This window comes from Comamonas kerstersii (assembly GCF_002056725.1).
Lineage (GTDB): Bacteria > Pseudomonadota > Gammaproteobacteria > Burkholderiales > Burkholderiaceae_C > Comamonas > Comamonas kerstersii.
Map to the genome: position 1 here is coordinate 974,039 of NZ_CP020121.1, position 14,097 is coordinate 988,135.

Here is a 14,097-nt window from a genome sequence, read left to right on the forward strand (position 1 = left end):
TGTGAAGCAGGGCTCAGCCGCTTCACGGATACCCAGCCTTGGTCCACGCCAATACCCAGCCGCTGTGTGCACAGTCTATGCACACAGCGGCTTTTTTCTGGCCTGCAGCAGCAGGCTGCAGAGCTGGTTTACGCCTGCCTGTCTTCGCCCGGCAGACTGTGGTTATGCGTATGCGTGCCGCAGTGAAAACAGAACTTGGAGAAAGCGCTCTTGCGCGTGCCGCAGGCATGGCAGGCCTGGAACAGGTTCAGCCCACAGTGGGGGCAGAAATCCGTCACGCCATCTTTGAGGTCCACAGGGCGCTCACAGCCCGGGCACACACTTTTGGCCAGATGCGCCAGCACGGCGTCATACGTCTTACTCACGCGGCGTTCGCTGGCAGGCAGGGCCTCGGCCTGCTTTTGCCGCTCCAGATAGCGCTGCAGCGCCACAATGGCCCAGCGCCCCACCAGTACCGTAATGGCAATGCCCACGGCATAGCGCACATAGCCACCGTAGCTGGGCAGGTAGGGCACGAGCTCCACAAAGAAGGCAAACAGCGCAAAAAAGATAAAGCCCCAGACAAAGGGCCACCAGGTGCTCTTGCGCTTTTTGACAAACAGCCAGCCCGCCAGCAGCAGCAATGGCAACGTCAAGGCCAAGCGATAGAAGAACACCCTGAGCTCCTGTGCACGCCAGGCGCTGTGCAAAGCCTCTCGTGCATCGTTCTCCAGCGCGTTCAGTGCCTGATTCGTGCGCGCTTGCTGCTGGCGCAGATTCAGCAAGGTCTGCTCCTGTTCCTGCAGCGCCTGCTGTGCTTGACGCTCTGCCTGGCGCAACTGCTCCAGCTGCTGGTTGCGTGCTATCACTTCAGGGTCCTGCTCGCTGCGCTGCGTCGCAGAGCGTGTCGCAATCCAGGCCATGAAGTTCTCACGTGCCACCTGCGTGTCACCGCGTGCTTTTTCCCACTGCAGCTGCGCCTGCTCACGGGCATCCATCGCCTCGTCACGCTCCTTGTTCAGCGCAGCCAGTTCGTTACGCAAGGGCTGCGCCTGCTGCGCATCGACGAAGTCGTCCAGCGTCAGCCGATGCTCGACCTGAGGCAGGTCTCCCACCACCGTAGATCCCAGACCAATCAGAAAACTGGCAAAGACCACGGCGACCAGCCACAGACCTCGGCGGAACCAGACTTCCGACCATCGCAAAGACTTGCTCATGTACGCACTCCCTCGTTCAATGGAACGTAGCCATTATGTCGGCTTGGAATTTCGCCGCCTCAGGCTGCGCAGCAGCCAGTAGGTACTGCGACGAACATACAGTGGCTCCCGCCAGCACATCAGTACCAGTGCCACAGCATTGGCCAGCCCCATGCACAGAAACAGCTGCGGCACACTCAGGCCTGCAGCCAGCAGTCCGGCTGCGATCAGCGCCGATGCCACCATGAACAGCGCGTTGAGAATATTGTTGGCAGCAATGATGCGCGCGCGGTGCGTCACTGGGCTGCGCTGCTGAATCAGGGCATACAGCGGGACGCTGTAAATGCCTGCCGACAGCGCCAGGCCGAACAGGTCCAGCAGCACGCGCCAGCGCTGCGGTGCCTGCACAAAGCTCCAGAGGTCCAGCATCTGCGCTGCGCGTGGCAGATGTGCCAGCGACCACCAGAAATCCACAGCAAACAGCGTCATCCCCAAAGCACCAAGCGGCACCAGCCCAGGCTCTATGCGTCCACGCGACAGGATTTCACACAGCAGTGCGCCTGTGCCCACACCCAGTGAAAACACAACCAGCAGGCAGGCCGCCACACGCTCATTGCCCTGCAGCACCTCCTTGGTCAGTACCGGAAATTCCGCCAGAAACACAGCCCCAAAAAACCACATCCAGCTGATGCCCAGCAGCGCCCTGAACACCCGGCCATCGGTGCGCGCCAGGCGCAGATTGGCGGCCGTTTCGCGCCACGAATTCCAGCCCAGCGGCGCTGCATGGGCAGACACGGCCTGCCGGGGAATGCCCTGTACCGCCCAGCGCCCCAGCATGGCCAGCAGCAGACAGGTCAGCGCCACATGCCAGCGCCCCACTTCGGGCGTAGCAATCAGCAGGCCGCCGACCACATTGCCCAGCAGGATGGCCACAAAGGTGCCCATCTCCACCATGCCATTGCCCCCCGTCAGCTCTGATGGCTTGAGCACCTGGGGCAGATAGGCAAACTTGGCAGGGCCAAAAAAGGTGGAGTGCACGCCCATACCCACCAGACACAGCATCAGCACCACAGGCCACTGCTGCCAGAAACCCAGTAGCGCCACTGCCATGATGGCAATTTCGCAATCCTTGACCCGCCGCATGAGCACGACCTTGTCCATGCGGTCTGCCAGCTGCCCTGCCGTGGCCGAAAGCAGCACAAAAGGCAGAATGAACAAGGCACCTATCACCAGACCGGCGATGGATGCTGGCAGCCATGCTACCTGCAGCTGGTAGGTGACCAGCACCGTCAGCGCGAACTTGAAGAGGTTGTCGTTGGCCGCCCCCAGCAGCTGGGTAGCAAAGAAGGGGCCAAAGCGCTGCTGGCGCAGCAGCGCGAACTGCGAAGACGGTGTGTGGTGCATGGCCGCCATGGGCAAATAGTCAGAACGCTTGCTTCGTCCTGCAGGGTATCAGCTTGACTTGCGAGCGCTGGTCTTTTTCGCCGGGCTGCTGCGCTTGCCCGCTGGCGCAGCCTTTACCGCCTTGCTGCTCTTTGCCGCAGCCGGTGCAGCCTTGGGCGTGGCTGTCCGTTGTGTGGCGCGGGTTGCGTTCGCAGGCTTCGCTGCTGGCTTGGACTTGGCCGATGCAGTGGTTTTGGCACCCGTCTTGGCAGTACTGGCCGAGCTGGCAGCCGCCTGTGTCTGGGCTACGGCCTGGCGCACCATGTCGCTGGCCGTCTTGACAGCCGTGCGCGCCAAATCTGTGGACATCTGCGTGGCCTGGAATACCGCCTGCTGCTGTGCAGGATCCTGCATGGCCTGCTGGGCAATCTGCTGAAACTGCTGCGTCAGCGCACCCCACCACTGCATCGCCGCAGCCATGCCTGCGGCCTGTGTGGACTGCTCCTGCGCCGCATCTTGCTGCGCCTGCTGCGCTGCACTTTCATCAGCAGGCTGGGGGGCTGCGGCATCAGATGTGGGCGTCTTGCCCGCCGCAGACATGGGCCAGTCCGACAAGTCCGGTCCTGCTGCTGCGCTCGTGGAGGCAAAAGGAAACCCCTTGGTCATTTCCCCCAAATTCACATGCATGCCCTGCAAGGCAGAGAGCGTCATCTTCTGCACTTCCAGCGCCTGCACGGTCGCGGCCAGTGCCTTGCTGTTTTGCTCCAGCCAGAACTGCACGGCCTTGAGCTCTTCGATGCGCTTGTTGATTTCTTCAACGCTCAGCGTAGGGGCTACCCAGTTCGCAAACGGAGGCTGTGCCGCACTGCCCTGCCCGACCTTGCCCAGGCTCTGCAAAAACTCAAACCCCGGAATGAATTTGCCAAAACCGAACGCGGAGGAATCACTCATAGCCATCACCCATTGCGTGCAATACAAAAAAAGCCCGGGCACAGCGGTGTACCCGGGCTGGCTGCCAGCTAGCTTAACGCAGCGGCCGCTGTACGCTGTCACGCGTACAGCATCTGCCTGGCTTAAAGCCGCTAACGCTACCCAGCAAACCGCAGGTTTGCGTTTGAGACGGTGCGCGAAGCCGTAGACAGTACGAGTAGTACGACAAGGCTTCGCAACGACGTATCAAGGGTTGCGTTAGCAGGTCTTACTGGCCATGGTGATGCGCACTGCCATGCCCATGCTGCATGCTGTGACCATGGCTGCCCGCCTTGGGCGCCATGCGGTGCACAGGCAGCTCCAGATGCAGGCGCGAAGCCTCACCCTTGCTGTCCTTGAAGATCAGCGTCACGGGCACTTGTGTGCCTTCCTGCAGCGGGGCCTTGAGCTGCTGGAACATCAGGTGGTAGCCACCGGGCTTGAGCTCCACGGTCTGGCCCTCAGGCAGCGGCAGGCTGTCGATGGCACGCATGCGCATCACATCGCCTTCCATCTTCATTTCATGGATTTCGCCCACCGCGGCGACAGGCGTTTCAACGCCGACCAGCTCGAGCGGCTCCTGCGCCGTCAGACGCACGAAGCCCCCTGTAGCCTGCTGCCCCGGCACGGAAGCACGCGCCCATGCGCCTTCTGCCTGTACATGGGCGGCATCAGGATGGGCCATGGCCACACCCGTGGTAAGCGCTACAGCAAGCACTGCAGCCGAGAAAATTTTGTTGTGCAAAGACATGGGAATCACTTGGTAAAAAAACTCAACACCAGGCACATGCCAGATGGCCTGTGCCACTCAGGACAGGATCCATGTCTTCGAAGGTGGTGCACGCACGGGAGGCAAAGCTACGCGGCACGGAATATGCACTGCTGGCGGCAAGGCCTGAGGCTGGGCGGCAGGCACCTGTACGCTGGCTGCTTGCACCTGCTGTGGCGGCGGTGCCAGCACCGGCAGGCACAGTGGGCAGTCCAGCGTATGGTGCAGCGCCATACCCTGCCCAGCATCGGTCAACGGGCTGGGTGCATCCAGCGGCGCCAATTCCCCTGAGCACAGATGCACCACATGCTGCTGGCTGATCTGGGCCCGTGCCATCGGCGCCCAGATACTGACCATGCACACGCACAGCCATGCTGCCAGCACCAGCGAGCTGGTGCGGCGCAGATGCGTGGTGATCAGCCGGTTCAACATGTCGGCAATTCTATCGAGCCCACTGCTGCAGACCGGATGCCATCGGCTTGAATTTCAAGCCAAATATGCCTCTAAGGCTTATGCAGCAAGCGCTGACAGCTATGAATTTTCAAGATTTCAATTCACCTTCCAGAAACCGCAGCAAGCCACTGACCCGGCGTGTTGGCGCGGCAATGGCCTGGGCCAGCAAACGGACGTCTTCTGCCATCAGCGTAAAAGCACTGCGCGCCCGCGTGATGCCTGTGTAGACCAGTTCACGCCCCAGCACCGAGCCGGCCTTGGCAGAGAGCACCAGTGCCGTGTGCTCAAACTCCGAGCCCTGGCTTTTGTGTACCGTCATGGCAAACGCGGTTTCCACATGGACCAAGCGCGCCACGCTTACGGCATGCAGTTGATTGCCCTGCAGAAAGTACACGCGCAAAGGGTGCCCCGGCGCTACACTGGGCAGGGCAATGCCGATGTCACCATTGAACACGCCCAGCGCTGCATCGTTGCGTGTGACCATGACAGGTCGGCCGCGGTACCACTCACCAGGCTCCTTGGGGATCACGCCCAGCCGTGCCAGCAGCTGTTGCACGGCGGCGTTCAGGCCAGCCACGCCCCATTCGCCTTCACGCACGGCGCACAGCAGACGAAAGCGCTCAAACGCGGTGATGACTTCGCGCACCCAGCCCTCATGCTGCACGGCGATGTCCGATGCTTTTTCTATCGCTGCCCAGCGCTGCAGCGCCTGTGCAAAAGGCTGGTAGCCCACGGCGGTGCCGCGCCCTTGCCAGGCCAGCTGGTGTACGCGCTGCACCGCGCCACCGGCTTGCATGAAGACCGGGTCGTAGACGCCACATTCGGCCAGTAGCGCTTGACTGCGCGCCACATCGCCCGCATTGACGGCCAGCGCCAGCTCGGCAATCGGCCCACTGAAGCGCCTGCTTTCGCGCAGCATCACGGTCTGCTGCGCCAGTGCAGGCGCCATGGCATCTGCGTGAAATGGTGCAGGAATGTGCTCACCCGCCACACGGGCCACATAGTCCACCGTTGCTGCGTCATAGCGCCCCATTTGCGCATCACGGCACAGATCGCCCAGCACAGCGCCGGCCTCGACAGATGCCAGCTGGTCCTTGTCCCCCAGCAGCACCAGGCGCGCATGGGGCGGCAGTGCATCGAGCAGGGCCGACATCATTTCCAGGTGCACCATGGATGCCTCATCGACGATGAGCACATCCACATCCAGCGGCCGCCCCGCATGAAAGCCCCAGTGCCGCGTATCAGGCCGCGCGCCCAGCAGCGAGTGCAGCGTGCGCGCAGCGCCCACGCGCTGCACCAGCGCCTCCAGATCCAGAGCATCTCCCACCACTTGCTGCAAATCCTTGAGCGCGGTTTCAATCGATTCCTTCAGCCGTGCTGCCGCCTTACCCGTGGGCGCAGACAGTGCCACACGCAGCTGCTCAGGTTGCGCCGCCGTAGCAAACAGCAGCGCCAGCAGGCGTGCTGCGGTATAGGTCTTGCCCGTGCCGGGGCCGCCGGTGATGATCGAAAAACGCCCACGCAGGGCCACCGCACAGGCCACTTTCTGCCAGTTGCAGCCAGCCCCCGAAGCCACGGGAAAAAAGCGATCCAGCCACTCGCGTGCGGCCTGCTCAGGCAGCTGCACGCCAGCGGCAGTACTGCGTTGCAGGATGTGTGCGGCCACCATGCGTTCATGGTCCCAGTAACGGCGCAGATACAGCAGGGGGTGGGCGCTATCTACTGCAGCCAGCACCAGGGGCTGGGCACGGTCTGCCTCGGTGGCTGCACGCACCAGTGGACATGCCTGCAGTGCCTGCAGCCATTGCGCACATGTACCCGGCAGGCGCTCCCACAGGGCCAGCAGATGGGGCAAGTCTTCCGCATCCCAGCCCAGCACCGCATTGGGCGTAGCCACCAGATCAGCCAGCGGCAAGCAGCTGTGACCGCGCCCTTCCATCTGTGCCAGCATGGCTGCCGCCACTAGCACGCAGGGCTGCACCTGCGGGTCCTGTTCATGCAGCCACACGGCCAGCGCCACATCCAGCCGCCGCAGCATGCCTGCATCGGCCCACAGGCGCAGCACCTCCAGCACACTATGCGCGGTCACAGGTGCTGCAGGTTCGGCTGCGAACATTTCCAGGGTATGGATATCCAGATGACGTTTGCGGCTCATGCCTGCACCTCGTTGATCAATGCCTGCAGGGCGTCCAGCAGCTCCAGCATGGGGGGCACCACATGCACACCCTGTGCCGGCCCATCCATGCCGCGCAAAAAGAAATACAGCGCGCCGCCCAACTGCTGCGCTGGGTCATAGGCATCGCCCAGACGGCTTTGCAGCAGGCTATGCAGCGCCAGCAGATACAGCGCAGCCTGTACGTCATAGCGGTGCTGCAGCATGGCCTGCTGCAGCGCAGCGGCATGGTAGGCGCTGCCATCTGTGCCCAGATAGTTGGTCTTGTAGTCCAGCACCCAGTAGCGGCCTTCATGCACAAAAACCAGGTCTGCAAAGCCCATCAGCATGCCGTGCAGGCTGCGGTCTGGCAGCATGGGACGCTCCATCTCCGGCAAGATGAACTGGCGGCACAGCGCATCGACTTCACGCGCGGGCAGCTGCGCAATCGGCAGCCAGAATTCCATTTCCGGCAGCCGCGTGCGGATCTGCGCCAGGCTGCAGCCCAGTGGCGGCAGCGGATGGTGCACCACATGGCGCAGCCACTGCAGCGTGTCCTGCGCCTGCTCCGTGCGGCCCGCGCGTTCGCAGCGGCGCAGCAGCTGCTCGCTCAGGCGGCCTTGCCCATCGGCTTCCAGCGCAAAGTCTTCACCCTCCAGCCACTCCAGCTGCTCGTGGATAAAGTTGCCCACCAACTCACCCCGCATAAAGCGGTGCCACACGGCGCTGCTGGCCACGGGCAGCAGCGCCTTGCGCCCTGCGCTCGCATCCAGCGCACGCTCGTCATCGGCGGGCTGCATGGCCGCCACAGGCAGCACCGGCAGCTCACTGCTTTTGCCACGCACCAGGCGGGTAAAGCTGGCAATGCTCCACTGCGTGTCAAACTGGGCATCATAGGTCTGCGGAACGCACAGTGGCGGCGGTACATCGCTGCTACGGTACAGCGTGGGTGCAGAAGGCGCTGGCAAAGGCTCTACCCGTATGTCGCTGCAGCCTTCAGCCAGTGCCTGCAGTGCATCACGCCAACCCTGCACAGAGGCTTCCTGCCCGCCATTGAGCAGATAACCACAAGCACCCTTGTGGTTCACACATTTTTTTGAGCCGTGCTTGCTCAGCGCACTGATGCCCACCCAGATCGCATGGCGTGGCCGCGTCAGCGCCACATACAGCAGACGAATGTCTTCACGCAGCCGCTCCTTGTCTGCCTGCTGCTTGGCCTCCGTGCTGGGCTGCAGATCCACACTGCGGCGGCCATCAGGCTGGGGGACACGCACCAGGCTGTCGGAATACTCACGGAAATCTGCCGCAAATGGCAAAAACACCACGGGATACTCCAACCCCTTGCTTTTGTGCACAGTGACAACCTTGACCAGATCTTCATCGCTTTCCAGCCGCACGACCTGTTCTTCACTGCCCTGCCCCGGCGCTTCGATCTGCATGGCCAGCCAGCGAATCAGTGCCTGTTCACCTTCCAGCGTCGCACTCGCGTTTTGCAGCAGTTCCGCCAGATGCAGGTAATTGGTCAGCCGCCGTTCACCCCCGGTTTCAGCCAGCCACAGCGCAGGCAGCTGCATGCGGTGCAAGGTCTGACGCAACATGGCCAGCACGCCCTGCATCTGCCAGACGCTGTGCAGCTCAGCCACGATCTGGCTTTTGGCATCAAAGGCTTCGTCATCCGCCGCCAGCCAGGCCAGCTGCTCCAGCGACAGCCCCATGATGCGCGTTGCCAGCCCGGCACGCACGGCCCGCGCATCGCGCGGCGCAGCCACAGCACGCAGCCATACCAGCACGTCCTGTGCCTCAGCGCTGGCAAACACGGATTCCTGGTCTGACAGATACACCGACGCCACATGGCGGCGCTGCAGTTCACGGCGTACGGCTGCAGCCTGTTTGCCGGTACGCACCAGCACAGCAATATCGCGCGGACGCAGGCGCTGCAGCGGCTTTCCATCCTCTGCGAAACCCACCCTGACATCGTTGAGCCATCGCACGATCTGCTCGGCACAGGCACGGGACATATGCTCCAGCATCGTTTCCGTGTTGACCAGCTCTCCCTGCCCCTCATGCCACACCACAGTCATGGCTGGAACGGGCTGACCATCCATCTGAAACCGCTCCGCACGGCCCTTGGCACGCACAGCGTCAAACGGCAGCGGGTTGCGCTGCGCTTCACGAAACATGAAGGCCCCGGCCCCCACGCGGGCCTCGGCCTGTGCGAACCAGCGGTTGACGGCATGCACCACGGCTTCGGTGGAGCGGTAGTTCACATCGAGCACATAGTGGCGGCCTTCCGTAGCCTCTCGTGCGCGCAGATAGCTGTAGATGTCGGCGCCGCGAAAGCCGTAGATGGACTGTTTCGGATCACCAATCAGCAGCAGCGCACTTTCGGGGTCGTTGTCTGCCGTGCGGTAGATCTGGTCAAACAGGCGGTACTGCAGCGGCGAGGTGTCCTGAAACTCGTCAATCAGCGCCACCGGATACTGCGCCAGAATGCGCTGGCGCAGGGCTGGGCCGTTTTCGCCAGACAGTGCCTGGTCCAGGCGTTCCAGCATGTCCGCAAAGCCAAAGGTACGCGTCTGCTGCTTGAGCCACTGCATGCGCTGGTGCACATAGGCCGCAGCATGTGCCAGCATCTGCACCCGCAAATCGGGCATCTGCGCCATCTGCTCGGCCAGCTCCTCAAAAGCATGGGCTTGCGGCGGTACCTCCAGCGGTGGTGCACTTTTCAAGCGGCAGGCGGGCATCTCACTGGCACGCAGATTCTGGCGTGCGGTGGCGTACTCCTTGCGGCGCCAGAAATCCATGACTTCTGGTGCCTCTACCCATGCGCCCAGCGCCTGCACCCAGTCCTGCACCTGCTTGGCGCTGAAGCGTCTGCTATTCCAGTGCTCCGGAGCATCTTCCACCTGTTGCAGCAGCCAGTCGCGAAAGCGCGGAAATATCGTTTTCCAGGGCTGCACCAATGCCTGCTGCGCCGCCTGTGCCTGCTGGACCAGCTGTTGCAGGCTCTGTCCGTCTGGCACAAAACTGGCCATGTCTTCGGGACGAAGGCTGCGCAAAGCCTCATAGCAATCTGCAAAGCTTTTCCAGACCTGCAGCACCATGGCCAGCTCCTGCCCCTGCAGCGGATAGCACTGCTGGCGCCAGTAGTCCTGCGCAGCTTCCACCAGGCGCTGGGATTCATCACTTTCCAGCGTTTCGTCAAACAGATTGCCGCTGTCGAACGCATGCTCGCGCAGCATGCGCTGGCACCAGGCATCAATGGTGAAAATGGCCGCATCGTCCATGGACTCCGCCGCCATGGCCAGCTGCCAGGCAGCTCGCTCGCGCTGCGGCCCTTCAGGGTAAGCCGCCATCAAGTCCAGCAAAAACGGATCAGGCGTCTCCTGCTCTGGCACCTGTCCACGGAAATACGCGGCGGCCTGCACCAGACGTGCGCGGATACGGTCTGAGAGCTCGCGCGTGGCCGCGCGCGTGAAAGTCATGACCAGAATGTCTGCAGGCATCAGCGGCTTGCCAAAGGCGTGTTCACCCCCGTGCCCCAGCACCAGTCGCACATAGAGCGCAGCAATCGTCCAGGTCTTGCCCGTGCCCGCACTGGCTTCAATCAAACGGCTGCCATGCAGCGGAAAGCTGCGTGCATCCAATACGTGGCGCTGCGTCATGCATGCCTTCCCTGCTCTGTGTGGTGTATCCAGCCCACGTTTTCTACACACTGCTGCAGCCAGCCTTCCATCGGCCCATAGATAGCCAGCGCCAGATCGTGCAGACGCCCATCTGCGTTCAGCATCTGGAAGTCCGGATACAGGCGCTGCCAGTACATGTCTTCAGCTTCACCGTTCCCCACAAAGCCGCCCTCATAGGCAGTGCGGGCTGCCGCCTCATCTTGCCAGGCCATGGCCATGCCGGTCTTCATCGGCACTGGCAAGGGCGATTGCTGGCCCTGCAGCCAGAGTTCCAGCAAATCCTGCAATGCCTGCTGTGCCACGTCCTGCGCCATGGGCTGTACATGCAAGGCCGTATCGCGCCCGATCAGCACACCCTGCACCTCCACACCACAGGCGGCAGCCACCAGACTGCGCAAATACACGCGCAGCAGCTTGTCCCTGCGCAACTCGCCGTCCTTGTCCAGCACATCGCGTGCGTCCAGCTGCAGCCACACGGGGGCCACACCTGCAACTTCGTGGTCAGCTGCCCACAGCTGATCCAGCCAGTCTTCCAGCACCACGCCCGCATGCCTGAAGTGCACACGCAGGCGTTCGACTTCGCGTGGGAAGGCCTGCCTGCGTGCCGCCCATTCCTGCAGGCAGGGCAGCACGGTGGCCTGCAACTGCTGCGCTTCGCGCTGCCCCACACCGGCCAGCGGCAGACGACCGGCGCGCTGCAGACTCTGCAGGCGTACCTGCAGCAGCGGTGCAGCTCTGTCGCCATCCAATGCCGCATGGCGGCTTTGCTCCCAGTCCGCCACAAACTGCTGCTGCAATTGCTCGACCAGCTGGTAGGCCTGCAGACCATTGAGCTGGAACAGCTCGTCGTCTTCCACCGTGTCCTCATCCGCTTCAAAGTACACACCCAGACGCTGCTGAAAAAACGCCTTGGCCGGGTGACGCACAAAGCGCGTCAGTCTGTCCATGCTCAAGGGCTCCAGCGCTTCCAGGTCCAGTGCTGGCATGTCCTGCACCACGGCCGCATCCTGCTGCGCATGCGCATCACGCCATTCGCGGGCATAGGTCAGCAGCTCCGTGTCCTGCTCAAAGTAGCGGCGGCTAAAGGGCTGCAAGGGGTGGTGCCAGGTGCGCTCCGCCAGCAAGTCTTTGCGCTCCCCTCGCCAGCCAGCGGCCAGGTATTCACGCAGCTGCGACACCAGCACGGAAGGCGGCTGCTCGCTGTTGTCGCGCACGTGGTGCCCGGCCCAGCTGATGTAGAGCACGCGGCGGGCAGACAGCACGGCCTCCAGCATCAGCTGGCGGTCATGGTCACGGCGCGCGCGGTCACCCGGACGGTACTGGCCGGGCTGCTGCATCAGGTCAAAGTCATTGCGTGTGGCGCGGCGCGGGTAGTCGCCATCGTTCATGCCCAGCAGGCAGACGACTTCAAACGGAATCGCCCGCATGGGCATGGGCGTGGCAAAGGTCACGCCACCGGCCCGGAAACGCTGCTCCAGCGAAGGCTGCTCCAGCGCCTGCAGCCAAGCTTCCTGCGCCACAGCCAGCGGAATCTGCTGCACAAAACCGGCCTGGTCACAGGCTTCCTGCCAGCGTGTGAGCGCTTTTTCCAGCCCATCGAGCAGGGCACGCTCTACATCATCCTGCGGCTCAAACATGTCCTGCGCCAGCTGGCGCAGGCGCTGCGCCCAGACATCGGGCGTGGCATCCAGCAATGCTTCCTCCCACCAGCGCATCAGGCGCTCGAGCACCGCGGCCAGAATGCCCGCCAGTTCGGCACCCAGCCCGCCGACTTCGTCATAGGGCTCAATCTCGCCCCAGGCGGCGGCACTCTGCCAGCCATGCGCTCCCTGCACACTGCGGCTGCCGCTGGCATAGCCGAGCAGCATGCGGCGCAGACCAAACCAGGCGCTGTTGTGCTCACCACAGGCCTGCAAGCCCAGCGTGGCGCGCTGCTCGGCATTCAGTCCCCAGCGGATACCTGCACCCGCCATCCAATGCGTGAGCTGCGGCACATCGGTGGCCGACAGACCAAAGCGTGCGGCCACGGCGGGGACATCCAGCAGATCACACAGCTCGCTCAGGCGGCAGCGCTGCTGGGGTAACTTGAGCAGCCATTGCAGCGCCACCACCATGGGACTGGCAGCACGCGCACTCAGGTCTGCAATATCAAAGGGGATGTAGCGCGGGTCATGCCGGCTGTACTGACCAAACACGGCGCGGATCGATGGGGCCGCAGCCTGAATATCCGGCAGCATGACAATCACATCGCGCGGCTGCAGCGGCACCTGCCCCGGGGCGGGCGACTGGGCCAGCAGCTGCAGCAGCTGGTCGTGCAGCACTTCCAGCTCACGCACCAGACTGTGCGCACTGTGAAAGACGATGGACTGGTCCTGTGCAGCAATATAGTGCTCAGGCTGCATGGCTTTGGGGTGCTCAGCCAGCGGCAGCATGTCTCGGATGCTGCGCTGCACCTGCTGCAGCAGACTGCCTGCATCAGCCGGCGCATCATCAAACAGATCTACGCGTGGCCAATGTGCACGGTCGGCGGTCTGCAAGGTGTTGTCGTACTCGTCGAGCAGGCGCACATAGTCGCGGCTCTGGCGGCCCCATGCGGCCAGCAGTGGGTGGGCATGGGCATGCATGGCCTCCAGCGGAATGGCGGCCAGGTCCTGGCCGTTGCGTAGCGGCTGGCGGCGGCGCTGCATGCGCAGCAGCGCGCGCCCGTCAATGGCATCGGCCCAGTGATAGCGGCAGGGGTTGGGTACGGCCAGCACCACCTGAGTGTGGCGCGCCATGGCATCCAGAAAACCCAGCATGGCCAGCGGCACATGGCTCAGGCCAAACAGCACCACACGGCGCGGCACAGGCAGGCTGCCGGGCTCGGCCTCGCGCAGGCGCTGCATGACCAGCTCGCGCAAGGCCGTACGCGTCGCGGCCATTTCATGCGCCTGCAGATCCGCCAGCACCGCACGCCACAGCTGCGCCTGCCAGCGCTGGCTCTCGGGCAGCGGCTCCTCCGGTTTGCCCGGATGCGTCAGCACATCACGGCCCTCCTCCCAGGCCTTGAGCCAATCTCCACGGTAGACCTGGTACTGGTCAAACAGGTCGGCCAGACGCTCGGCCAGCTGCAGCAGGCGCTCGGGCTCGCCAGGGCGCAGAAAGCTTTCAATGGGTGCAAATGCGGGCTCGTGCAACAGGCCCGGCAACAGGCGCATGAGTCGCCAGGTCAGCGGCACTTTTTCCAGCGGCGAAGCAGGCGGCACGGCATGTTTGCCCAGAATCTGCCGGTAGGTGCGCCAGATAAAGCGCGCGGGCAGCTCCACCTTGGCTGCAGCGCATACGCCCAGCTGCTCGGCCATGCGCATCTTGAACCACTCGGCCGTGCCATTGCTTTGCACAAGCACGACTTCGGTTTCGAGTGGCTGCAGCGGGTGGGTGCGCATCCACGCCATCAGCGTATCGGCCAGTGTTTCGGTGCAATTACCGTGCAGGGCCACCAGCCCTGTGGACATGGAAGCAGCCAAGCGA

The 14,097-nt window shown here is 63.3% G+C and carries 8 protein-coding genes; all 8 read right to left on the reverse strand.

Translation table 11 applies throughout. The annotated features are described in order from the left end of the window. Window positions 1-128: 128 nt before the first annotated feature. On the reverse strand, window positions 129-1,196 hold the full coding sequence (locus tag B5M06_RS04555) for a zinc ribbon domain-containing protein (protein WP_054065698.1): 1,068 nt from the start codon (window positions 1,194-1,196) through the stop codon (window positions 129-131). Window positions 1,197-1,229: 33 nt separating this feature from the next. Beyond that, window positions 1,230-2,588: an MFS transporter gene (locus tag B5M06_RS04560; RefSeq protein ID WP_054065699.1), complete on the reverse strand. Its 1,359-nt coding sequence runs from the start codon at window positions 2,586-2,588 to the stop codon at window positions 1,230-1,232. 39 nt (window positions 2,589-2,627) lie between these two features. Beyond that, entirely contained in the window at window positions 2,628-3,509 is an 882-nt protein-coding gene (locus tag B5M06_RS04565) for a PhaM family polyhydroxyalkanoate granule multifunctional regulatory protein (protein ID WP_054065700.1), read from the reverse strand. Window positions 3,510-3,756: 247 nt separating this feature from the next. Beyond that, complete coding sequence (locus B5M06_RS04570) at window positions 3,757-4,278, reverse strand: copper chaperone PCu(A)C (protein WP_054065721.1); 522 nt, start codon at window positions 4,276-4,278, stop codon at window positions 3,757-3,759. Between the two features lie 57 nt (window positions 4,279-4,335). After that, a complete protein-coding gene (locus tag B5M06_RS04575; protein ID WP_080025167.1) occupies window positions 4,336-4,728 on the reverse strand; it encodes a hypothetical protein in 393 nt (130 codons plus the stop codon). Between the two features lie 109 nt (window positions 4,729-4,837). Continuing rightward, a complete protein-coding gene (gene recD / locus B5M06_RS04580; protein ID WP_054065701.1) occupies window positions 4,838-6,904 on the reverse strand; it encodes an exodeoxyribonuclease V subunit alpha in 2,067 nt (688 codons plus the stop codon). Then, window positions 6,901-10,566, reverse strand: a complete 3,666-nt coding sequence (gene recB / locus B5M06_RS04585; protein ID WP_054065702.1) for an exodeoxyribonuclease V subunit beta — start codon at window positions 10,564-10,566, stop codon at window positions 6,901-6,903. The genes recD and recB overlap by 4 nt, the downstream gene beginning before the upstream one ends. Continuing rightward, the gene (gene recC / locus B5M06_RS04590) at window positions 10,563-14,093 is read right to left on the reverse strand and encodes an exodeoxyribonuclease V subunit gamma (protein WP_054065703.1); all 3,531 of its coding nucleotides are present in this window, start codon (window positions 14,091-14,093) and stop codon (window positions 10,563-10,565) included. Before recC ends, recB begins: the two co-directional genes overlap by 4 nt. Window positions 14,094-14,097: the final 4 nt, after the last annotated feature.

Coding starts and splice junctions, on each gene's coding strand:
- B5M06_RS04555 (WP_054065698.1), bottom strand. CDS start 1,196: ATGAGCAAGTCTTTGCGATGGTCGGAAGTCTGGTTCCGCCGAGGTCTG.
- B5M06_RS04560 (WP_054065699.1), bottom strand. CDS start 2,588: ATGGCGGCCATGCACCACACACCGTCTTCGCAGTTCGCGCTGCTGCGC.
- B5M06_RS04565 (WP_054065700.1), bottom strand. CDS start 3,509: ATGAGTGATTCCTCCGCGTTCGGTTTTGGCAAATTCATTCCGGGGTTT.
- B5M06_RS04570 (WP_054065721.1), bottom strand. CDS start 4,278: ATGTCTTTGCACAACAAAATTTTCTCGGCTGCAGTGCTTGCTGTAGCG.
- B5M06_RS04575 (WP_080025167.1), bottom strand. CDS start 4,728: ATGTTGAACCGGCTGATCACCACGCATCTGCGCCGCACCAGCTCGCTG.
- recD (WP_054065701.1), bottom strand. CDS start 6,904: ATGAGCCGCAAACGTCATCTGGATATCCATACCCTGGAAATGTTCGCA.
- recB (WP_054065702.1), bottom strand. CDS start 10,566: ATGACGCAGCGCCACGTATTGGATGCACGCAGCTTTCCGCTGCATGGC.